At 35.4% G+C, this 22,025-nt stretch carries 19 protein-coding genes and 3 pseudogenes; 18 read left to right on the top strand and 4 right to left on the bottom strand.

Features of this window, described 5'->3' with window-relative positions:
• Positions 1–41: 41 nt before the first annotated feature.
• Together QQZ16_RS06045 and QQZ16_RS06040 are read right to left on the bottom strand one after the other, a co-directional pair.
• A complete protein-coding gene (locus tag QQZ16_RS06045; protein WP_284561194.1) occupies positions 42–617 on the bottom strand; it encodes a DUF6944 family repetitive protein in 576 nt (191 codons plus the stop codon).
• 127 nt (positions 618–744) lie between these two features.
• Positions 745–984 (bottom strand): hypothetical protein, encoded by a 240-nt coding sequence (locus QQZ16_RS06040; RefSeq protein WP_031536027.1) that lies wholly within the window; start codon positions 982–984, stop codon positions 745–747.
• Between the two features lie 342 nt (positions 985–1,326).
• On the opposite strand from QQZ16_RS06040, the gene QQZ16_RS06035 reads away from it, so the two are divergent.
• The 7 genes from QQZ16_RS06035 (at position 1,327) to QQZ16_RS06005 (ending at position 7,311) form a co-directional block, all read left to right on the top strand.
• Positions 1,327–2,160, top strand: a complete 834-nt coding sequence (locus QQZ16_RS06035; protein ID WP_284561193.1) for a phosphate ABC transporter substrate-binding protein — start codon at positions 1,327–1,329, stop codon at positions 2,158–2,160.
• 37 nt (positions 2,161–2,197) lie between these two features.
• Positions 2,198–3,112: a phosphate ABC transporter permease subunit PstC gene (gene pstC, locus QQZ16_RS06030; RefSeq protein WP_035416095.1), complete on the top strand. Its 915-nt coding sequence runs from the start codon at positions 2,198–2,200 to the stop codon at positions 3,110–3,112.
• 1 nt (position 3,113) lies between these two features.
• Positions 3,114–3,938 carry a phosphate ABC transporter permease PstA gene (gene pstA, locus QQZ16_RS06025; RefSeq protein WP_031536034.1) on the top strand — a complete coding sequence of 275 codons (825 nt, stop codon included), beginning with the start codon at positions 3,114–3,116 and terminating at the stop codon, positions 3,936–3,938.
• Positions 3,939–3,956: 18 nt separating this feature from the next.
• Positions 3,957–4,790, top strand: a complete 834-nt coding sequence (gene pstB, locus QQZ16_RS06020; RefSeq protein ID WP_081836559.1) for a phosphate ABC transporter ATP-binding protein PstB — start codon at positions 3,957–3,959, stop codon at positions 4,788–4,790.
• A 12-nt stretch (positions 4,791–4,802) separates the two neighbouring features.
• Positions 4,803–5,462 carry a phosphate signaling complex protein PhoU gene (phoU, locus tag QQZ16_RS06015; protein WP_031536038.1) on the top strand — a complete coding sequence of 220 codons (660 nt, stop codon included), beginning with the start codon at positions 4,803–4,805 and terminating at the stop codon, positions 5,460–5,462.
• 164 nt (positions 5,463–5,626) lie between these two features.
• On the top strand, positions 5,627–6,763 hold the full coding sequence (locus QQZ16_RS06010) for a M20 family metallopeptidase (RefSeq protein WP_031536040.1): 1,137 nt from the start codon (positions 5,627–5,629) through the stop codon (positions 6,761–6,763).
• 116 nt (positions 6,764–6,879) lie between these two features.
• On the top strand, positions 6,880–7,311 hold the full coding sequence (locus QQZ16_RS06005) for a VOC family protein (protein ID WP_048719315.1): 432 nt from the start codon (positions 6,880–6,882) through the stop codon (positions 7,309–7,311).
• Positions 7,312–7,370: 59 nt separating this feature from the next.
• On the opposite strand, the gene QQZ16_RS06000 is transcribed toward QQZ16_RS06005, so the two are convergent.
• Positions 7,371–8,204: an AraC family transcriptional regulator gene (locus QQZ16_RS06000; RefSeq protein WP_284561192.1), complete on the bottom strand. Its 834-nt coding sequence runs from the start codon at positions 8,202–8,204 to the stop codon at positions 7,371–7,373.
• Positions 8,205–8,533: 329 nt separating this feature from the next.
• Here QQZ16_RS06000 and QQZ16_RS05995 point away from each other — a divergent pair, with 329 nt between their 5' ends.
• From QQZ16_RS05995 to QQZ16_RS05965, 7 genes and pseudogenes are all read left to right on the top strand, one after another.
• A complete protein-coding gene (locus QQZ16_RS05995; protein WP_284561191.1) occupies positions 8,534–9,388 on the top strand; it encodes a sugar phosphate isomerase/epimerase family protein in 855 nt (284 codons plus the stop codon).
• A 13-nt stretch (positions 9,389–9,401) separates the two neighbouring features.
• Positions 9,402–10,562: a Gfo/Idh/MocA family protein gene (locus tag QQZ16_RS05990; RefSeq protein WP_284561190.1), complete on the top strand. Its 1,161-nt coding sequence runs from the start codon at positions 9,402–9,404 to the stop codon at positions 10,560–10,562.
• A gap of 342 nt (positions 10,563–10,904) precedes the next feature.
• Entirely contained in the window at positions 10,905–11,888 is a 984-nt protein-coding gene (locus tag QQZ16_RS05985) for a ketoacyl-ACP synthase III (protein ID WP_031536048.1), read from the top strand.
• A gap of 343 nt (positions 11,889–12,231) precedes the next feature.
• Positions 12,232–13,452, top strand: a complete 1,221-nt coding sequence (locus tag QQZ16_RS05980) for an MFS transporter (RefSeq protein WP_251628327.1) — start codon at positions 12,232–12,234, stop codon at positions 13,450–13,452.
• Positions 13,453–13,583: 131 nt separating this feature from the next.
• Positions 13,584–14,627 carry an ArsR/SmtB family transcription factor gene (locus tag QQZ16_RS05975; protein ID WP_284561189.1) on the top strand — a complete coding sequence of 348 codons (1,044 nt, stop codon included), beginning with the start codon at positions 13,584–13,586 and terminating at the stop codon, positions 14,625–14,627.
• 568 nt (positions 14,628–15,195) lie between these two features.
• Positions 15,196–15,807 (top strand): annotated as a pseudogene (locus QQZ16_RS05970) (MFS transporter); the annotation flags it as partial.
• Positions 15,808–16,055: 248 nt separating this feature from the next.
• Positions 16,056–16,688 (top strand): annotated as a pseudogene (locus tag QQZ16_RS05965) (MFS transporter); the annotation flags it as partial.
• Positions 16,689–16,743: 55 nt separating this feature from the next.
• Here QQZ16_RS05965 and fabF read toward each other — a convergent pair.
• Positions 16,744–17,976 carry a beta-ketoacyl-ACP synthase II gene (gene fabF, locus QQZ16_RS05960; protein ID WP_284561188.1) on the bottom strand — a complete coding sequence of 411 codons (1,233 nt, stop codon included), beginning with the start codon at positions 17,974–17,976 and terminating at the stop codon, positions 16,744–16,746.
• 106 nt (positions 17,977–18,082) lie between these two features.
• Between fabF and QQZ16_RS05955 the strand changes: the two genes are divergently transcribed.
• The 4 genes and pseudogenes from QQZ16_RS05955 (at position 18,083) to QQZ16_RS05940 (ending at position 21,997) form a co-directional block, all read left to right on the top strand.
• Entirely contained in the window at positions 18,083–18,916 is an 834-nt protein-coding gene (locus tag QQZ16_RS05955) for a helix-turn-helix transcriptional regulator (protein WP_284561187.1), read from the top strand.
• A gap of 174 nt (positions 18,917–19,090) precedes the next feature.
• Positions 19,091–21,223, top strand: a pseudogene (locus tag QQZ16_RS05950) (BglG family transcription antiterminator).
• A 16-nt stretch (positions 21,224–21,239) separates the two neighbouring features.
• The gene (locus tag QQZ16_RS05945) at positions 21,240–21,527 is read left to right on the top strand and encodes a PTS sugar transporter subunit IIB (RefSeq protein WP_031536059.1); all 288 of its coding nucleotides are present in this window, start codon (positions 21,240–21,242) and stop codon (positions 21,525–21,527) included.
• Between the two features lie 14 nt (positions 21,528–21,541).
• A complete protein-coding gene (locus QQZ16_RS05940; RefSeq protein ID WP_284561186.1) occupies positions 21,542–21,997 on the top strand; it encodes a PTS sugar transporter subunit IIA in 456 nt (151 codons plus the stop codon).
• Positions 21,998–22,025: the final 28 nt, after the last annotated feature.

Here is a 22,025-nt window from a genome sequence, read left to right as displayed (position 1 = left end):
AGGAAGAGTTTTTCTTCCTCTCTTTCTACTACCAGCACTAATTATTCATTTATATTTAAGACGATTTCTTCAACTTCTTCTTTTATTTGCCCAATGAGCGAAAGGACAGCTCCAGTCGCTTGAATCCAGCTTCCGATGGTACCGAGGTTTTGCTGGCTACTTATACCTTTTAATTGTTCCGTTCCACCCACTGCCTGCAAAGAATTTCCAATCCCCTGTAATAAACCACCAATTATATTTTCGATTCTTCCATCTGCCGTATGGTCAAAAAATTCATCTGTAAGTCCGACAAAGCTACCTAATGCTTGAATCCAGCTACCCGTAATAATTAATTTTTGTTCAGTTGGGATCTTACTCAATTTATAAAGAATTAAGCCGGTTACAACCGTTGAATTTCCAATTGCTTGAATTTCATCTCCTAGCATTTCTAATGAAATCGTTCCTTGTCCGTCAGCTGATAATGCGCTGCCTGTTCCTTGTAATACATTACCAACTAACCGGAGTTGATAATGCGTTTCTTTAGAAAGGTGGAACGAAGGGGTACTTCCAATAGCAGCTTGGATAGTACCAATCGTGTTGATTGTAGATCCGAATATTTCTTTAAAATGTCCACTCATTTATTATCTACCGCCCATTCACTTTACACCCAATATCATATTCAATAAAAGGATAAGTGGGATAAAAAAGACAAGCATTGGAGATAGTTCTGTTTTGTGAGCTCTATTTAAATGAAAGTCTACATTCTTACTTACTTCCGAAGTTCCCGGAAAACTGCTTTACAATTGCTTGGATTTCTTCTAATTTTTCTGGTCTTATCAGAGTAATCATTTTAGGAATAAATTCTGCAATATCACTTTGAGAAAAAGTGCCTTCATTTTGTTTTCGGAAGTTTTCCATTAATATGGCTTTCGCTTCTTCTTCCTTTCCTTCTTGTACTCTTTGTAAAATAAAGGATAAAAATCTTTCTTGACCTTGTTTGTCCATTTTGCAACCTCCTAACCTACATAAAATAATACATCTTCGCCTATTATAATCTTAAACGCTGCTTTTTAGAAAGTTATACCAGTTTAAATATAAATTATACAGAGAAAAAGATTAGGTATATTATCTGTTCGTTTTTGAAAAGTTTTGTAAGATGGTTTCTAAAATTTTTACTATCATCTATCTATTAAAATTATTTTTACAAAAAATAACACACACTATCTTGTTTTTAACGTAATTTACAAAACCTTTACATAGAGTCAATGGAATATTTACACTGGAGATTTATCATACTATTAGACAAGATATGACAAAGAAAAGTTGCTATTCTTTTGGAGGTAAATCATGGTCATAATTAAAAAATTAAAAATGGTATTCATGTTCCTGACTATACTTGCTTTATTATCAGCATGTGCAAGTAATGCAGAAACAGAACAATCGACAAATGACAGTAAACCAATATCGATTTCAGGATCTACTTCCGTTGGACCGCTTGCTGAGAAATTAGCGGCAAAATACCATGAACACGATAATACAAAAATTGAAATAAATCAAATTGGGTCTTCTGCAGGTATTACAAATGCAATAAGTGGTGTCTCAGAGATTGGGATGTCTTCCAGGGATTTAAAGGAAGATGAAATGCAAAAATTAAAGGAAGTTGTAATTGCTTTTGATGGAATTGTAGTAGTCACTCATCCGAGCAATAAAGTAAAAGATTTAACTTTAGAACAAGTAAAGCAAATTTTCACTGGTGAAGTGACGAACTGGAGTCAGCTTGGTGGAGACGACATGGAGATTGTGGTTGTTTCTCGGGAGGATGGATCTGGTTCACGTGATGCCTTCCAGGAGATTGTAGGCTATAGCTCAGGCGAATTAATTAGAAACTCTATCATCGCAAGTGGGAATGGAAATATTAAAACAACCGTTGCAAATAATAAACATGCAGTTGGCTTTATTTCCTTTGAATATATTGATGATACTATTTCGACAATCGATATTGATGGTGTAGAAGCCACGGCTGAAAATGTATTAGCAAAAAAATATAGTTTATCACGACCGTTTTTGTTTGTTTATAAAGAAGGAGATCTAACTGCGAATGGACAGAAATTCATCGATTATATTTTAAGTGATGAAGGTCAAAAGATTGCAGCAGAAGCAGGGGTTATCCCAATAAAGTAAAACCAAATCTTTAGAAGTAATCTTGGAGGAAAACAAAGTGTCTATTCAAACGACTGAAAAGCAAGCCTCAGAGATGGGCAAGGCAAATAAAAGAAAATATTTGTTTGAGAAGGTGTCAGCAAGAGTATTCTTGGTTTGTGCTCTTCTTTCCGTCATTAGTTTGTTATTAATTATTGGATTTGTATTTTATAAAGGAGCTCATCCATTTATCGCGGAAGGATTTAGTTTTTTTGACTTTCTTTTTGGCGTCGACTGGGTGCCGAGTGAAGGGAAATTTGGAATTTGGCCAATGATTGTTGCATCCCTATATGCAACAGTTGGAGCACTTATTATTGGCGTTCCGATTGGTTTGTTTACGGCAATCTTTCTCGCAGAAATCGCTTCAAAGCGGATAGCGAAAATTGTTTCACCAGCCATTCAGCTTTTAGCAGGTATTCCTTCCGTTTTATACGGGGTTTTTGGTCTAGCAATTATTGTTCCATTTTTACAAAATACATTAGGATTAGTAAAGGGTCAAAGCTTATTAGCTGTTATTTTAGTGTTAGCAATTATGATGCTGCCAACGATTGTGACAGTGGCAGAGACGGCGATTCGCGCTGTACCAAGAACATATCGTGAAGGATCTCTTGCACTTGGAGTATCGGAAATCGGCACTATTTTTAAAGTCGTGGTCCCAGCTGCTAAATCCGGGATTATGACAGCTATTGTATTAGGGTTAGGGCGAGCAATTGGAGAAACAATGGCAGTAATTCTCGTTGCTGGTAATAGTTTGATTGTGCCAACAAGCTTAACAGATAGTATTCGTCCGTTAACAACTAACATTGCTCTTGAAATGGGCTATGCTGCTGGTACGCATCAAGAAATGCTATTTGCAACAGGGATTGTATTATTCTCATTTATTCTAATCTTGAATTTTGTTTTAGCAAAAATTAGTTCGAAGGGTGGCAAATAAGATGAGAAAGATGAAAGATAATTTGTTGCATGGACTTCTTTGGTTTTCTGCCATCTTATCCGTTGCCGTACTCGTAATGATTGTAGGATATATATTTTATAAAGGTGCACATTTAATTAGCTTCGAGTTTATTTTTGGCGATTATTCCCCAACAGGTGGTGGCGGAATTTGGCCAATGATTGTAACAACCATCTATACGATTGTCATTTCTTTAATTATTGCAACACCGATTGGGATATTAGCGGCTGTTTATTTACAAGAATATGCGAAGCAAGGCCGATTGGTAAAAGTAATTCGCTTTGCAACAGAAAGCTTAACAGGTATTCCCTCGATTATTTACGGCTTATTTGGGGCAGTATTCTTTGTAACAACCTTAAAATTAGGAATGTCTATTTTAGCAGCTTCCTTAACATTAGCAATTATTGTTTTACCGGTTATTATCCGAACTACAGAGGAATCTTTAAAAACAGTTCCTCCAACCTATCGAGAAGGATCTTTAGCCCTTGGTACAACGAGATTACAAACATTATATAAGGTTATTTTACCTAGTGCGATGCCAGGTATCTTATCCGGAATAATTCTTTCCATCGGGAGAATTGTTGGGGAGTCTGCAGCTATTTTCTTGACTGCCGGAACAGTTGCAGCAATGCCAGAGGGCTTGCTTTCTTCTGCACGAACATTAACCGTTCATTCGTTTTTAGTAACACAAGAGTCTGGAGATATAGAACTAGCTGCTGCAGTCGGGATTGTTTTAATTGTAATAATTCTAGCTATCAACCTTATTGCAACATATATATCCAAAAAGTTGAATAAAGCAGACTACTAATTCATAAGGAGTATGTTTATGACTACAACAGTAAAGGAAAAAAACCAAAAGAAAACTGGGAAAGCATTTTTACAGGTCGGTCAAGAAGAAGCTACACTTGGTACATCGAAAATTAGTGTGAGTGATTTGAATTTATTTTACGGGGAAAAGCAAGCACTGTTTGGCGTATCTCTTGATATTGAAGAAAAAAAGGTAACGGCTTTAATCGGACCATCTGGATGTGGAAAATCAACCTTCCTAAGAACACTTAATCGTATGAATGATTTAATTGATGGTGTAAAAATTGCAGGAGATATCGTCATTGATGGGGAAAATATATATGCTTCAAATGATGTCATAAAATTACGTACAAGAGTAGGTATGGTATTTCAAAAGCCTAATTTATTCCCAATGAGTATTTTTGATAATGTTGCCTATGGTCCGAGAATGCAAGGAATAAAGAATAAGAAAGAATTAAATAAAATTGTGGAAGAGAGCTTACGAGGGGCTGCGATTTGGGAGGAAGTAAAAGACCGTCTAAAAACCTCTGCACTTGGCTTGTCAGGTGGACAGCAGCAACGTGTTTGTATAGCCCGTGCCATTGCAATGAAACCAGATGTCATTCTAATGGATGAGCCGACGTCGGCTCTAGATCCGATTTCTACCTTGAAAGTAGAAGAGTTGATTACAAAAATGAAAAAAGAATATACGATTGTTATTGTTACACATAATATGCAGCAAGCGGCACGGATTTCCGATAAAACAGCCTTTTTCTTAAATGGTGAAGTGGTTGAATATGATGAAACAAACAAGATTTTTTCTACACCAAGAGATCAGCGCACAGAAGATTATGTAACAGGTCGCTTTGGATAATAGGAGGAAATAATGGTCATTCGAGAGAATTTTGAGAAGAAACTTGAAGAGTTAAAAGGAAAAATTAGCGAAATGGGTGAAATGTCGATTGTTTCTTTGGAAGAGTCGTTTGATGCCTTAAAAGCACAAGATGTAGAAATTGCTTTAAAGGTGATGGAGGAAGATACGGATATTGATAACCTTGAATCTGAAATTAATCATTTTGCGATTTGGTTAATGGCGAAAGAGCAGCCAGTTGCAAGAGATTTACGTGTTGTAATTGGTGTTATCAAAATTTCCTCTGAAATAGAACGAGTTGCAGATTTTGCTGTAAACATCGCCAAAGCAACGATCAAGATAGGAAAACCGACTTCGCTACTAGATATCACTCATTTAGAAAAAATGAAGGAAATATCTGTTGAAATGCTGAAAAAGGCAATTCAATCCTTTATAGAAGAAGATATTGTCCTTGCGAAAGAAATTAGTAAGCTAGAAGATGAAGTAGATGATTATTATTTAGAAACATATAAGAAACTGACAGCATACTTAAGTGAGCATCCAGAAGAAACGAATCAGCTTGTCCAATTATTATTTATCAATCGCTATTTGGAAAGAACTGCTGACCATATTACAAATATGGCGGAAAGTACAGGGTATTTGATTAAAGGAAAAATATATGATTTCAATTCTTAACTAGTATATAGCAAAAGGAGAGAGGAACTAAATAAGTTTTTCTCTCCTTTTGCCTTTTTAGTCTATAATAATCGTTTGTTATGTTTTTATTTTTTTGATATTTCTGATAAATTGATAATTGTAGATAAAATATCGATTTGTATGATAAATAGGGAGGTAGAGGAATGCAAGACTATTTTGAAAAAGAAAAGGATAATATGCTCCACTTGCTTGAGCGAATCGTAAATATAGATAGTGGATCCTATCAGAAAGCAGGAGTAGATAAAGTAGGAGACATTTTAATTAATGAATTTGCCCAGCTTGGTTTTATTGCAGATGTACACGAAATACCAGACAAAGGAAATAATATCGTCTTAAAGCATGAAGAGGCAACAAATCCAAGCATTTTACTAATTGGACATATTGATACCGTTTTTCCCGCTGGCACAGTTGCCAAACGTCCGTTTACAGTGGAAGGGGATTTTGCAAAAGGTCCAGGAGTTTTCGATATGAAGGCAAGTCATGTAATGACATTGTATGCTTTAAAATACTTAATTTCGCAAAATAATGATGCATATAAAAATGTCTTGATAATTATTAATACAGATGAAGAAATAGGTTCCATTTCATCGCGAGAATTGATAGTAGCTACTGCAAAGAAAGTACAGTATGTGTTTATTATGGAGCCTGCTGATCTAGCTGGAAATGTGGTTACTGGCCGTAAAGGTGGCGGGAAATTCTTTGTGAAAATATACGGAAAATCAGCACATGCCGGTGTTGCACCAGAGAAAGGGGCAAGTGCTATACAAGAGCTTGCATTAAAAATTGTTGCATTACATGAGTTGACGAAAAAGGAAGGTATTCATGTAAATGTAGGTTTAGTGAGCGGTGGTCAATCTGTTAATACAATTGCACCCTTCGCAGAAGCAGGAATTGACTTGCGTTTTGAAACACAGGAACAGGGAGAATTTGCTCAAGCAAAAATTTTAGAAATTTGCAGCTTCACGGAAACTCCAAATACTCGTATTGAAATTAGCGGAGGGATTACTCGACCAGCATGGAAAACGGATGAAAGGCAGAATGAATTACTTTCATTCATGAGAGATGCTGCTTCTGAATGGAATATAGATTTAGGATCTACCTATAGTGGTGGTGGTTCAGATGGTAACTTCACAGGAAATATGGGAATTCCTACAATAGATGGTTTAGGACCAAGGGGAGGAAATGCACACCAAGACGATGAGTTTATGGTTATATCATCATTAAATGAACGAGGACAATTATTGGTAAAAGTATTGGATAAAATAAATAAGCGGAATTAGGCAGAAAGCCTTCTAAACAGTAAGTAAAGGAATAGAATGGGGAAGATTATCTAGAAAGAAATTTGGTAAGAATAATGAGAGGAAGATACATGGAAAAAAGTTAAAGAGGTGTATTTATGATTTTAGGAATTCATCCGTATTTACGAACGAATGGAAATGGCAAGGAAGCAGTTGCATTTTATGAACAGGCATTAGAAGCTGAAAACCTTGGCGTACAAACATATGCCGATCTGCCTGATAACCCAGAATTTCCCCTTTCGGAGGAAGCAAAAAATCTTGTTTTACATGCACAATTAAGAATCGGAAATACATTTCTCATGATATCTGATACTTTCCCTGGACAACCATTCCAAGTTGGTTCACAAGTGGATGTAGCAGTTCTCTTAAATAATCCAGAAAAAACAAAAGAAGTATATGATAAACTTTTAGATGGTGGAGAAGTAGTAATGCCTCTTCAAGAAACTCCTTGGAGCCCATCTTTTGGACAAGTGAAAGATAAATTTGGGATAACATGGCAGATTTCAACAATTACAGAAGAACATAGTTGATAAAAAGAAGGGAGATTTCGCGAATGTAAATCTTCCTTCTTTTTTAATTTATAAGGAACTTATTGATTACAATACTGTCTAGGAGAAGAACCAGTAATATTTTTGAATGCCTTATAAAAGCTAGAATAGTCCCCAAATCCAACACGATGAGCTACATCCAGTGCCGAGTCACCCGACAGGAGCAAATCCATCGCCCACATAATTCTTTTATATGTTAAATATTCCATAACCGTAAATCCTGTGCTCTTCTTAAAAATATGGCAGAGGTAATATTTATTTACAAAAAACTCCGTCTCTAATAAATGTAATGTAATTTTTTTGTCTAAATTTTTATTGATAAATTCTAAAATGGCGACCACTTTTTGATTATAACTTTGACTAGTCACCAAAGGATTATTATATGTCATAAAGATGTTATTCATATTAATGAGCATCTGTATGAAATAGGTTTTCATTAAGATTATCTTTTCAGGAGAATGACTAAGTGCTGTTTCTTCCATTTGCGCCCACATCTTATCAATTCCTGCTTCTCGTACATCTTTAGCAGAAATCTTATTAAAATAACCCAATTTTCTACGTTCAATAAAATGAAACATATTATATTCTTCTATTTGAAAAGAGGATATGTATTCTGGGGAAAAGTGAATATACTTTCGTTCATAACAATCATTGGAATGGAAAACAATTCTATGTAGCTCTCTCGCGTTTGTGATGATGATATCATGGGGATGTAATTCATAAACTTGACCTTCAATATAATAAGTAAGACCGCCAGAAATAAAGTAGAACAACTCATAGCAGTCATGTATATGTGTATCAATATTATGAGGAGAATCATTGATTGTGTGGTTCAAGGTAAAGTAATCACTACTATAATGTAGGATTTCTTTCATAAGGATTTCACCTCTCCTTTTTTGTTGACTAATTTATACTTCTTCTTCTTACTTTAGCGCTTACAAAACGAAAAAGCAATATTTGCAATAAATTAAGCAATAAGTTCAAAGAAGAAAGGACAGTAGATAGTATAAAATACGGTTAGAACTACTGGTAGTCACTTAACTATAAACAGAGGGCACTAAAAAGTATAATATCTTCAAGCTAAATAAGGATTTATTTATTTGTAAACAAATGAAATAGCTTAATTTAAAAGTCGGTCACCAATAATTATGATTAAATGGCAGTTTTTTAGTGGTTTCATAAAACTGATGTGAGGGTGAATAGAATGAGTAGATTTATATTGTCTGCATTTGCTGACGAAATAAATGATCAATTAAAAACGCAGATGGATGTATTAGAATCACACGATATTAAGTTTATAGAGATGAGAGGAGTAAATGGAAAATTACTTGTCCATCATACGTTAGAAGAGGTACAAGAGATAAAACGTCAAATGGATGAGAGAGGATTTAAGCTCTCCGCAATTGGTTCTCCAATTGGCAAAATCAATATTACCGACGATTTTAGACCACATCTACAGTTGTTTAAGCATACGTTAGAGATAGCTGAGATTATGGAATGTAAATATATTCGGATGTTTAGCTTTTTTATGCCTAAAGGAGAGGATCCAAGTGTTTATAGAGAAGAAGTAATAAACCGATGGAGAAGCTTTATTCAAGTTACAGAGGGGAAAAATGTGGTTCTTCTCCACGAAAATGAATCCGGCATTTATGGAGATACGCCAGAAAGATGTTTCAATCTATTAGAGACATTGAATTGTGAATATGTGAAAGGAATTTTTGACTTTGCAAATTTTGTGCAATGTAATGCCAAGAATTATCCAGAGGCATTTATGCTGCTAAAAGATTATATTGCGTATATTCATGTGAAGGATGCCGTTTACAGTGATCATCATGTGGTACCTGCGGGGAAAGGAGACGGAAACGTATCAGAGATTTTACAGGAATTATATAAAACAGGTTATGAGGGCTTTTTATCACTAGAACCTCATTTATGGAATTATTCTGATTTCTCTTTGCTTACTCCAGACTCTCCTGGTTATGATTTACCTGTTGGAGAAGAAAAAAGATTTGCGGTTGCTGTACGAGCAATAAAAAATATCATAAATAAGATTCAATAAGAGGAGGATCCTTATGAATAAAGTGCGTATCGGAATAATTGGCATCGGAGCAATGGGATCAAATCATGCTGAAAGTTTGGTTACAGACAAAATTCCTCATGCAGAGCTTACGGCAGTCTGTGATATAAGTGGGGAAAGGCTAGAATGGGCAAAAAAGAAATTTGGAGAACAAGTTAAACGCTTTCATCGTGTGGATGATTTCTTTAATTCCAATGCTTTTGATGCAGTGATGATTGTTACCCCACATTATGATCATCCAAGTCTAGCGATTAGAGCTTTACAAGCTGGCTATCATACCTTAATTGAAAAACCTGCTGGAGTATATACAAAAGCGGTAAGAGAAATGAATGAAGTCGCTAAAAAGAGTGGTAAGGTATTTGGTATTATGTATAATCAACGAACGAATCCATTATATCGAAAAGTAAAGGACTTAATGGATTCAGGAGAACTGGGAGAATTAAAGAGAACGGTATGGATTATAACAAATTGGTATAGACCGCAAAGTTATTATGATTCTGGTGGCTGGAGAGCAACCTGGTCTGGTGAAGGAGGCGGTGTCCTGCTAAATCAAGATCCACATCAACTTGATTTATGGCAATGGATTTGTGGAATGCCAAAGCGAGTACGTGCTTTTATGGATTTTGGAAAATATCACGATATTGAAGTGGAAGATGATGTTACCGCTTACGTAGAATATGATAATGGAGCTACAGGTGTATTTATTACTTCTACTGGCGAAGCGCCAGGAACAAATAGATTAGAAGTGACAGGTGATAAAGGCAAGATTGTTATTGAAGATGGTAAGTTAACTTTTTGGCGATTGCGCGTATCAGAAAGAGTATTTAATAGAGAGTTTAAAGGTGGATTTGGTTGTCCAGAGTGTTGGAAATGCGACATTCCAATCGAAGGAGATAACACCCAGCATGTTGGCATTATCGAAAATTGGACAAATGCCATTAGAAATGGAGCAGAGCTCATCGCACCAGGGATAGAAGGCATCGATGGATTAACGATTTCAAATGCCATGCATTTATCTGCATGGACAGATCGTTGGGTGGACATTCCCTTAGATGAAGACCTATTTTTTGAACAATTGACAAAGAGAATAGAGCAGTCTACCTTTCAAAAGAAGCAGAATGACGTAGGAACATTGGATGTTTCAGGAACGCATTAGGATTCATTAATATTTCTGTATGGGTGAGACTCTATATTTGTAAGTATCTATTTACAAATATAGAGTCTTTTTTAGCCTTTTTCCTTAAAATTTTATGGTATTGGTATAATTCATCATGCTGTGTGGGTTCCACGTCCACAGAAAGAGAAGGATTCCTCATCTTCATAATAAGGTGAGGGATTTTTGATGAAAAATAGGTAAACCAAATAAAGCAAAAATACATATTCTAAAGGGAGATGAATAGCATTTTTTTAAACAGAGGGAATAGTTTGAGTATAAATTAGTACCAGGTAATAGTAATTGGTGTTAAAATATAAAGAAATGAATAATGAGGTGATGTGAATGTCAGCTTCTAAAGCACGTATTACAGCAATAGGTTCATACGTTCCAGAACGTATTTTAACAAATAATGATTTAGAAAAAATGGTTGATACGAACGATGAATGGATTGTGAAACGAACAGGTATAAAGGAACGGAGAATAGCAAATGAAAAAGAGTATACGAGTGATCTTAGCTATAAAGCAGTACGTAATTTGATAGAACAATACGATAAAACGATTGATGATGTTGATTTAATCATTGTTTGTACGATGACTCCTGACTATACAACGCCAAGTGTTGCATCCAATCTGCAAGCTAAGCTAGGGATAAAGAATGCTGGTGCGATTGATTTAAATGCTGCCTGTGCAGGATTTACTTATGGGTTGTATGTTGCTAATGGGCTGATTACAGCGGGATTAAATAAAAAAGTCCTTGTCGTAGGTGCAGAAACTTTATCAAAAATTACGGATTTCACAGATCGCACGACTTGTATCCTTTTTGGCGATGGAGCAGGGGCAGTTCTTATAGAATATGTGGAGGATCAACCAAGCTTTATTTCTTCCCATATAGGGTCTGAAGGGGAGGGTGGTCAACATCTATATTGCACAAATCTGGCTACTCAAATGAACGGCATCGATTTACTGGGAAATGGCTGCATTGTTCAAAACGGGAGAGAAGTGTATAAATGGGCTATTAAAACAGTTACGAGCGGTATGAAAATTGTTGCGGAAAAGGGAAGCCTGTCCTTGGATGATATAGATTGGTTTGTCCCACATAGTGCAAATTTAAGAATGATAGAATCGATTTGTGAGAAAAGTAATTTTCCAATAGAACAAACAATCTTTAGCCTTGTTCATTACGGAAATACTTCTGCAGCTACTATTCCATTGTCATTGGCTATAGGTGTGAAAGAGGGGAAATTAAAAGCCGGTGATAATGTTTTATTATATGGTTTTGGTGGAGGCCTAGCACATGCAGGATTATTGATTAAATGGTCACTTTAAAAATAGTTAACCTTAGTAATAGTATATGGAATGATGAGAAAGGGCATTAGGAAAAGTGCTCTTTTTTTGCATGACGAGGAAGTGGCGGTAAGAATATGTGGCGTCTTATTAGAATCAAGAAAAGTAATAGAGAAATTATCTATCTTATCATCAAAAACAGCAAAATCTAAAAAGAGGTAACCGAATATACTATTGGGTGTTAAAATAGATGTAAGAAAATTTTGTGATAATCCTCTATCCCCCTGGCTTATCCGTTCTAAAGGAGTATGTACAAAAGTGAACTGTCCAATTTAATAATCTCCCATTAACTAAATTTACTTTAATAAATAATGGGGGATGAAACATGAATTATAATAAAAACTTTTCATTATTAATGATCGGGCAATCTTTTGCGAATATAGGGGATGTTCTCTATATTGTAAGTGTTATTAGTATTATCTATGACTTGAAGGGATCAGCAACAGCTGCATCATTTGTCCCTTTTACCATTACAACTTGTATGTTTATTTCCAGTATAATAACACCCCTTCTCGTCGGAAAAGTAAGGTTGAACTGGTTAATGGCGGGTTCTCAATTGGGGAAGACAATATTGCTAATATTATTAGGCTTTTCATTAACAGGGTTAAATGAATCAAATTACTTTGTGGTCTTTATCGTCATAGGATTCATTGCATTTCTTGATGGTTGTGCAAATCCAATAAGACAAACTTTGATACCGTATTACGTTGAACCTGAGTATTTAATGAAAGCGAACGGAATTGCAGAAACGGTGACCCAATTGATTCAAGCAACAATGTGGTTTGTTGGAAGTATGTTTCTCCTAATTTTAAGCTCACAACAACTTATTTGGTTTGTTAGCTGTCTGTTTATTATTTCCAGTTTCTTACTATGCTTTTTGGAAACCGTCTATGCAGAAACAATTAAGTCAGCTAGAAAAGTAGAACAAATCAAAGAGGGGTGGGAGATACTATTTCATACTCCGGTATTAAGAAAAATTGCCTCCATTGATCTTTTAGAGGGTTTTGCTGGAACAGTATGGATTGCGGCTGTTTTATACGTATTTGTTAGTGATGCTTTAGAAGTGGAACAAAAATGGTGGGGCTTTATTAATGGAGCCTTCTTCTTAGGACTAATTTTAGGAAGCCTCTATTGTATAAAATATGCTTCCTTAGTGGAAAGAAAAATAGGGAGCTTTTTATTAGTAGGCGCATTCTTTAGTTTTCTTCTTACCATATTATTTAGTTTAAATAGTATTCCTGTATTCGCGCTAGTTCTATCGTTTGGTGTTGGCATTTTTACACAAATAAAAAGTATTCCTCAACAAACGGTCATTCAAACGAGCTTACCAAAAGAACAATTATCGAAGGTATATACCTCATTGGGAGCAATTGGTACAGGAATCTTTGGTATTGGGTCTTTGCTGATGGGAATGCTTACTGATTTATTAGGCGTAAGAATGGTGTTTGTTCTATCAAGCTTACTTCTTGCATTTGCCAGTATAATCATCTATAAAAATAAGTCCTTGTTTGCTAGCAATAGTTATTTCGGCAAAGAAAGAAACTAATCTTTGGAAAAAACTTGACCTTTATAAAAAAGAGGTCGAGTTTTTTTGAATAAATATTCGAAAAACGTTGAATTAATAATTCTAATAATTTAGAATATAGTTAACTGAAAATAAAATAGAGGTGTTGTTGAATGGAAGTTTTTAGTACTACTGGTCGGAAAAGAGAGACGTACCAAGTTGAAATGAAGTATTCACTACTATGGGAGTGTGCACTTGGCATAGCAGCTATCACGAATAACCGGCTACTCAATTCGTTAGATAGGCCAACAAGTTATTGGAAAGATGTAAGAACGAGTCTTTCTGTCGATTTACAAGCAGAATTAGATTATGTAGAAAAAAATAATACGTGGAAGGCATTACTTCAATTACTCCATCAAAAGGATTTTTCCAGCCTAGAAGCATTTAGCGAATATATCAATAATCTCACTGAAAGAGAATTGATCTACCAATGTATTCCGTTTATAAGTAAAAACTATCAGCCTATTAGAGAACAAGCAGCAGATAAAAAGCTCGAAGCGATAGAGCAATTAAGAGAAGCTACAAAAGACAACCCTTTTTTTCCAAGCTACATTTCTTTTATTTGTAAGATTGATGCACAACAGCTGAAACAGCATCTGATTATAGTCATGAGTGGTTGGTATAAAGCATTCATAGAACCTGATTTGGAAAACTTGAAATCTATCTTACAAACGGATGCTCGTGCAAAAGAAAAAATGAAAAAGAAAATGGAACCCGAAGAATTTGTAGAATGGGCGACGGGTGGGATTAAGTATATGCCAGAACCAAGCGTTTATAAAGTATTACTTATTCCACAATACATATATCGACCATGGAATATTGCAGCAGATTTAGAAGAAACGAAAGTATATTATTATCCCGTTTCAAATGAAAGCCTATCTCCGAGTGATAAATATATGCCGAGCAATTTTCTTGTATTGAAACATAAGGCTTTAGGGGATGAAGTACGCATGAGAATAGTGAAATTATTATTTGAACAAAGTCGAACACTTCAGGAAATGACGGAAAAATTAGCGTTGGGAAAATCAACGATTCACCATCATTTAAAGATATTGAGATCTGCACAACTAGTAGGAATAGAAGAAGGGAAGTATGTATTAAAGACGCGAGCTATCATGTCATTAGCAAAAGAATTAGAGCAATACTTTCAACAATGAGGGATTTAGAAGAAACCACAAAAAAATGATTGAAACGCAGTATAATAAGATCCAATTCTACAAGGAAATTAGCCAAAAAAAGAATATATCAGCTAAAGTAACAAGGAAATCAGCCAAAATAGGAATATATCAGCCAAACCACCAAGGATATCAGTCAAAATGAGGATATATCAGCCAAACCACCAAGGATATCAGTCAAAATGAGGATATATCAGCCAAACCACCAAGGATATCAGCCAAAAAAAGAATATATCAGCCAAACCACCAAGGATATCAGCCAAAAAAAGAATATATCAGCCAAACCACCAAGGATATCAGCCAAAAAAAGAATATATCAGCCAAACCACCAAGGATATCAGCCAAAATGAGAATATATCAGCCAAACCACCAAGGATATCAGCCAAAAAAAGAATATATCAGCCAAACCACCAAGGATATCAACCAAAATAAGGATATATCAGCCAAACCACCAAGGATATCAGCCAAAATATGAATATATCAGCCAAAGTAACAAGGATATCAGCCAAAATAGAAATATATCAGCCAAACCAAAGAAAGTGGTGCTAGTTTGTATATTTTTCGAAATAAATCATTTACATATATGTGGATTGGTAATGGCATATCAGAATTAGCAGGAGCTTTTGGAACCTTTTGCAATTCGTTATTAATCTATGAAATAACAGACTCATCTTGGGCATTGGGGAGTATGTGGCTATTATATTTCCTGCCCTCCCTTGCGCTTCAGCTTTTTATTGGACCTTATATTGATCGTTGGAGTAGAAAATGGACCATGATTTTTGCACTTTGGAGCAGGGGACTTGTGTTTGTCATACCCCTTATCGGTGTTATGACAAACACATTAGTCCCATGGCATATTTTTATTGTCCAAATCATTATAGGATTAATAACACCTATTTATTCACCAGCCAATCAAGCGATACTATCCAGTATTGTTTCAAAAAAACAATTGCATACAGCTAATGCATACATAGAAGGAATGGCGAGATTAATGACCTTTACGGCTCCTGTTATGGCAGGGGTGGTCATTGAATATATCGGGGTTAACAGCACTTTATCTTTTATTTGCCTTTCCTTGATTATTAGCGGAAGTCTTTTATTAGGAGTTTCCGAAGAAAGAGAAAAGAGACCGGAGAGAAAAGAGGGCACTGAAAAACTGATAGCTATTGATGATTGGCCGTAACTGCCTTTTAAACTTAGATGTGTAAATTGTTTTCCGAGGTGCCCACTTGCTTTCCATGGGGCGAGCGCCGAGCCGCTTCACAGCTCACGCTCCTGCAGGGTCTCGGACTTTCTCGCTGTTCCCATAGGAGTCAAGCGGTCACCTCTCCAAACCAACTTAATATTCGCTTTCAAATAAATAAATTCTTATTTATTTTGGAGATACTATACTTTTTCAGTGCCCTCGAGAGAAAAGCATGGGGTACTGAATTTATGGAGGGAATCAGTTATTTTTTTCAGCAAAGGACGATAGTGTGGTTAGGAGTTTTTCTAGCATTTGTCCAATTTGGAGTAGGGGTTACGATGGTAATTAATATTCCATATATCAAAACGGTTCTATACGGAAATAATGCCATGTATGGTTATTTTATGGCGGGATTTCCGTTAGGCTATATGATAGGGACATTATTGGTTGGGAAATTAAAATACGCCTCAAGACGAAGATTGATGCTAGGGGCACTTTTAATTGGAGGGTTGACTTATATTAATCTTGGGATAACTAGCTCGCTCATTTTTGCCATAGCAACAGAATTGATTGCAGGTATCGCGATGGCTTTTTTTAGTATCCATAATATAACGATTTGTCAGCAAACTGTTCCTAATCATCTAATGGGAAAAATTATTTCCGTGCGCTCTTTTATCATTCGTGCAATGATGCCGCTTGGCGTATTAATAAGTGGAGTTCTAAGTGAAGTATGGGGAATCCGACCTTTGTACATTTTAATTGGAACATTAATTGCTATTATTTCCCTACTAGGAATGCTACTACCATATTTTGCGTTTATAGATAACGTGAATACTGAGGAAAAGCTTGCTTCCTAAATTCCGATAAAAAAGACTAGGAAACGCTGATAGTGATTTTCCTAGTTTTTTCCCTTTAATACTTTTTCAACAAAATCGCAGAATTATGACCGCCAAACCCAAAGGAATTGGATAAACCAATAGATAAGGAAGCTTTTCTTGCTCCTTCTGGGACATAGTCTAAATCACAGTCAGAATCTGGAGTTTTTAAATTAATAGTTGGTGGAATAATACCTTCTCGCAAACTCTTAACTAAGGCGATTGCCTCCGCTCCACCCGCGGCACCAAGCATATGACCAAGCATCGATTTGTTCGCGGTTACTGGTATTTTATAAGCTTCCGCTTCAAATAATTTCTTAATAGCTAATGTTTCCGATAAATCGCCTACTGGTGTACTAGTCGCATGAGCACTAATTACATCCACATCAGAAGGGGAGACATTTGCTTTTGCTAATGCATTTTTCATGGCGAGATATGCGCCTCTTCCTTCTGGATGGGTTGCAACCATATGATGAGCGTCAGAGCTCGCTCCATAGCCAATAATTTCAGCTAATATCTTAGCATTTCTCTTAAGGGCATGTTCCAAGTCTTCAACGACCAAGATTGCCGCACCTTCACTCATTACAAATCCATCTCGATTTCTATCAAAAGGTCTGCTTGCTAATGTGGGTTCCTCGTTATTAGTAGATAAGGCCCTTGCATTACCAAAGCTAGCTAAGGATAAATTTGTAATAGCTGCTTCCGCTCCACCGGCAAACATCACGTCTGCATCACCATTTCGAATGGTGCGAAAAGCTTCCCCAATCGAGGTATTTCCAATGGAACAAGCTGTTACAGGAGAAAGGGAAGGACCTTGGGCTCCGAATCTAATACTAATTTGTGCCGCAGCAGCGTTTGAAATCATCATCGGCACTAAATTAGGACTTACTCGATTAGGCCCTCGTTGATTTAATGTATTTACATTATCAATAAGGGTGGTTAAACCGCCAATCCCTGAACCTACATAGACACCTAGCCGCTCTTTGTCTACTTTATTTAAGTCTAGCTGAGAGTTAGATAAAGCTTCATCTGCTGCTGCTAATGCAAACTGGCTAAATCGGTCAAGCTTCTTCGCTTCCTTTGTACCCCATCTTTCTTCTGGATGAAAGTCCGTTACAACTCCAGCTATTCTTGTTTTTAATGAAGAGGCATCTAAATGCTCGATCATACTGATTCCAGATATTCCATTTAAAAGGTTCTGCCAATAATCATCTACATTGTTTCCTAACGGTGAAATGATTCCCATTCCAGTGATAACGACTCTTTTCACAAATTTTCCCCCATTCCTTTTTTATTTATTGTATGCTTTTTTTATCCTATTACAAGTTGTAGTTTATACTAGTATAATTAATACTAGGTTAAAAAGGAGAATGTATATGAATAGAGACATCCGATTAGAAGCGCTATCCGATTTTCTAAAAACAAAACGGTCAAAAATACAGCCACAAATGGTTGGACTTCCTGCTGGTAGTAGAAGAAGAACGGCAGGACTTCGTCGCGAGGAAGTAGCACAATTAGCTGGTGTAAGCACTACATGGTATACCTGGCTAGAGCAAGGTAGAGACATTAAAGTATCTATTTCAGTTTTAGACGCTGTTGCAGATGCGCTCCAATTGAGTTTAGATGAGAGAAAATATGTGTACGGATTAGCTTTTGAAGAAGGTGGTTCCTTCTTTCCAAAAGGAGAGGAAGAGGGAATGATTACGCCATCCTTGGAGAAAATTTTAAAAGAGCTTCGTTACTGTCCTTCGATTATTACCGATCGACGCTCCTTTATTGTAGGATGGAATGAAGCTGCTAAACAAGTATTCTTGGATTTTGAAAAAATTCCACTTGAAAAAAGAAATCTAATTGAACTGGTTTTTTCAAGAAAAGAGCTAAGAGCATTAGCTGTTAATTGGGAAGACTTTGTCAAAGGATTTCTCTCTATCTTTCGCACTTATTTAGGGCAGTATATGGCAGATGAGTGGTATGGAGAATTTATTGAAGAGATGAAAAAGAACTATCCGGATTTTAATAAAATGTGGAATGAAAGTGAAGTAAGTTCTGCGCCTGAAGTATTAATTGAATTTCGTCACTCCAAGGCTGGGAAAATGATTTATAATTTAACTTCTTTGCAAGTTCATGGCCGAAATGATTTAAGATGTAGCATTTATACGCCTGTTGATGGGACTGGTACAGAAGAGAAGATTAAGCATTTGATGAAATAAGAGGTGATTCTAGTTTAGGGGGGGCATATTACTGATTTGGTCCGTGTTAACAACAAATGAAGCGAATTCGTATTTGCATAATTTTTTCCGAAACAATCGGTCATGGTTTGTGTGTTAAGCGTATTCATTTATAGCGAATTATCGTATATCATGTAAATAGAAAGGAGAACAACAATGAATCTAAATAAAAAATGTATGGCCATACTAAGAGATTTATTAGAGACTCCTGACTACATCAAAATTCAAGAACTAGCTAATAAACTTGATGTAAGTGAAAGGGCAATAAGATATAACATCAATAAATTAGATGAATTTCTTTTTCAAAATGGATTTAACTGCATTGAAAGGCATCATTTAAAAGGAATTAAATTAAATAGAGTAAAAGAAGTAACAACGTTTATAGCAAAGTTTCTAGAAGAGCATTCACCATATCAGTATATTTTATCGAAGGAAGAACGTTTTATCTATATTTTGACAAGGTTGTTAGGTGAAACGGAACCGATTTCATACTCTGATTTGCAAGATAAAATAGGAATATCTAAGTCTACCTTGGATTCAGAGCTGCAATTGATTAATGAATATATTGATCCATATGGTTTAACTCTAGAGCGAAAAAGAAAGCATGGTGTTCTGATACAGGGGGATGAAAAGCAAAAGAGATCGCTTTTAAACAAGATGATCTTAGGTACCATTAGTGCAAAAGATATCTTTCAATATATTAGCAATCACCGTGTTCTCTCGAAAATCAATACTATTTATTTTCATGATGTATTAAGTGAAATCGATATTCAATTTATTGATGATTTAATTTTCTCAGCAGAACAGGAATTGGATAAAGAATTTGATGATCAGTCTTATATGAATCTGTTAACACACTTAATGGTTGCGGTAAAGAGGACATTCCAGCATCGTGAAGTAGATATATCAGAAGCTATTATTAGTAATATCAGTGATACAAGAGAATATACAGTAGCTAAACATATGATGGAGGAACTGGCTTGGCATTATGCTATTTCTATTCCAGATATGGAGGCTGGTTATATTGCTTTACAATTATTAGGGGCAAAGAGCATTAAAAAGCATCCACTTGATCAACAAGAGTTGAATGGTGATGAGCTATACTTAGCTTCTCTAAAAATGGTCGATGAATTAGAATCCATCTATCAATGTAGGTTTGGGGAAGAGAAAGAAAAGATAGTCGAGGGATTACTTCTTCATTTAAAGCCAGCTATCTATCGAATTAAATATCACTTAACGTTAGAAAATCCTATGTTTGATGAGATTATCTTTCATTATGAGGAATTGTTTCAACATACGAAAAAAATAACAAAGTATTTGGAAGAACATCTGGACCAGTCTTTTAACGATCATGAAATATCCTACATTACCTTGCATTTTGCAGCAGCATTAGAAAAAGCACAGGATAATATGGAAGCAAGAAAAAAAGTGTTGTTGGTTTGTGGTGCTGGAATATCGAGTGCCAATATTTTATCCAATCAACTCCAAAAAGCGTTCCATGTAGAGATTGTAAACACAGTTTCGTTTAGAGCGTTACAGTATATGGACTCTAGCAGCTATGATTTAATCATAAGTACAATTGATATTCCAGAGATGAATAATAAGAAATACTTGAAAGTTAATGTTTTTTTAACAGAGTCAGACTATGAGCTTATTAGTCAATTTTTACATTCCAAATTTAGCCAAGGGAATTATTACGAAGTTACCTTAAATAAGGTGAATAAACTATTGGAAGCGGTTCAATCACATGGAACAGTGAAGGATGTTTATAAGCTCCAATATCAATTTATGAAAATACTAATGGATAAAAAAGAAGATTCTACATCCTATGAGAATTTAAGTATTCGAAATATTATTAATGAAAGAACAATAAAACTGAAAGCAAAAGTAGGTTCTTGGGAAGAAGCTATTAAAGAAGGAACTGACTTATTATATGACGATAAATCAGCAACTAGCCCTTATTATGAGACGGTGATTAAACACTTTCATGAATATGGTCCATATATGGTGGTTGCGCCTGGAGTTGTTTTATCACATGCAAGGCCAGAAGATGGAGCATTAAAGCTTGCTCTCAGTTTAGTTACTTTTAAAAATGGTATTGATTTTAAAGACGATTTTAAAGAAGATGTCTGACTGGTGGTTACTTTAACGGTTGTGGATAAGACTAGTCACTTAGAAATATTGGGACAACTGATGAAACTATTAACGAATAAAGATGATGTGGAAAAAATAATTAAAGCGAATTCCAAGGAAGATATCTTCCAAATTTTCAATGAATATTCGCAATAAATAGGAGGAAATTAAAATGAAAAAAATATTAATCGCTTGTGGTGCAGGTATTGCTACTTCTACTGTTGCTTTAAATAAATTACAGGATGCTTTAAAGGAAAGAGGATTGCTAAATCAAGTAACGCTTCATCAAACAACAGTTGCTGAATTGGCTAGTAAAGCAAATGAATATGATTTAATCGTAACAACTACAAACTTCACAAAAGAATTAAATATTCCAGTTGTTAAAGGCTTATCATTCATTACAAATGTGGGGAAAGAGAAAACCATTGAGGAGGTTATTACGAAGTTAGGTCTAAAATAAGGGGGATAAGGAAAATGGATTTCGTAATAGATGAAGAACTGATATTCACGGATCGAATATTTACAACCGATAAAGAGGTATTGGAATTTTTAGCGGATGAATTATTAAAAAAAGGCTATGTGAAAGATTCCTATAAAGAAGCTCTCTTAAAACGTGAGGTTGAGTTTCCAACTGGACTTGATTTTGGAAATTACGGAGTAGCAATTCCGCATTCAGATGCAATTCATGTCAATAAATCGACGCTTGTAATCATCGTTCCAGAAAAACCTATTACATTTAGTAATATGGATGGTAGTGGAGCGGTAGAAGTGAAATTAATTTGCAATATTGTTTTAAAAGATAAGCAAAATCAAACTGCTATGCTTTCCAGTTTAATGGGCCTCTTTTCTGAAGAAGAGGCTGTTAAAGAGATGATGACTGGTGATATTTCTTCTATTAAGAAATATTTAAGTCAACTTGTTACAAGCTAAGTTTTTCAGATAAATAAAACAACCAATT

This window comes from Bacillus sp. T2.9-1, assembly GCF_950097965.1.
Taxonomy (GTDB): Bacteria; Bacillota; Bacilli; order Bacillales; family Cytobacillaceae; genus Niallia; species Niallia hominis.
The sequence above is the reverse complement of the archived record's forward strand: the minus strand, read 5'-3'. Positions and strand labels throughout refer to the sequence as shown.

Excerpts from the sequence above, each read along its gene's own strand:
- QQZ16_RS06045 (WP_284561194.1), bottom strand. The coding sequence starts at position 617 with ATGAGTGGACATTTTAAAGAAATATTCGGATCTACAATCAACACGATT.
- QQZ16_RS06040 (WP_031536027.1), bottom strand. The coding sequence starts at position 984 with ATGGACAAACAAGGTCAAGAAAGATTTTTATCCTTTATTTTACAAAGA.
- QQZ16_RS06035 (WP_284561193.1), top strand. The coding sequence starts at position 1,327 with ATGGTCATAATTAAAAAATTAAAAATGGTATTCATGTTCCTGACTATA.
- pstA (WP_031536034.1), top strand. The coding sequence starts at position 3,114 with ATGAGAAAGATGAAAGATAATTTGTTGCATGGACTTCTTTGGTTTTCT.
- pstB (WP_081836559.1), top strand. The coding sequence starts at position 3,957 with ATGACTACAACAGTAAAGGAAAAAAACCAAAAGAAAACTGGGAAAGCA.
- phoU (WP_031536038.1), top strand. The coding sequence starts at position 4,803 with ATGGTCATTCGAGAGAATTTTGAGAAGAAACTTGAAGAGTTAAAAGGA.
- QQZ16_RS06010 (WP_031536040.1), top strand. The coding sequence starts at position 5,627 with ATGCAAGACTATTTTGAAAAAGAAAAGGATAATATGCTCCACTTGCTT.
- QQZ16_RS06005 (WP_048719315.1), top strand. The coding sequence starts at position 6,880 with ATGATTTTAGGAATTCATCCGTATTTACGAACGAATGGAAATGGCAAG.
- QQZ16_RS06000 (WP_284561192.1), bottom strand. The coding sequence starts at position 8,204 with ATGAAAGAAATCCTACATTATAGTAGTGATTACTTTACCTTGAACCAC.
- QQZ16_RS05995 (WP_284561191.1), top strand. The coding sequence starts at position 8,534 with ATGAGTAGATTTATATTGTCTGCATTTGCTGACGAAATAAATGATCAA.
- QQZ16_RS05990 (WP_284561190.1), top strand. The coding sequence starts at position 9,402 with ATGAATAAAGTGCGTATCGGAATAATTGGCATCGGAGCAATGGGATCA.
- QQZ16_RS05985 (WP_031536048.1), top strand. The coding sequence starts at position 10,905 with ATGTCAGCTTCTAAAGCACGTATTACAGCAATAGGTTCATACGTTCCA.
- QQZ16_RS05980 (WP_251628327.1), top strand. The coding sequence starts at position 12,232 with ATGAATTATAATAAAAACTTTTCATTATTAATGATCGGGCAATCTTTT.
- QQZ16_RS05975 (WP_284561189.1), top strand. The coding sequence starts at position 13,584 with ATGGAAGTTTTTAGTACTACTGGTCGGAAAAGAGAGACGTACCAAGTT.
- QQZ16_RS05955 (WP_284561187.1), top strand. The coding sequence starts at position 18,083 with ATGAATAGAGACATCCGATTAGAAGCGCTATCCGATTTTCTAAAAACA.
- QQZ16_RS05945 (WP_031536059.1), top strand. The coding sequence starts at position 21,240 with ATGAAAAAAATATTAATCGCTTGTGGTGCAGGTATTGCTACTTCTACT.
- QQZ16_RS05940 (WP_284561186.1), top strand. The coding sequence starts at position 21,542 with ATGGATTTCGTAATAGATGAAGAACTGATATTCACGGATCGAATATTT.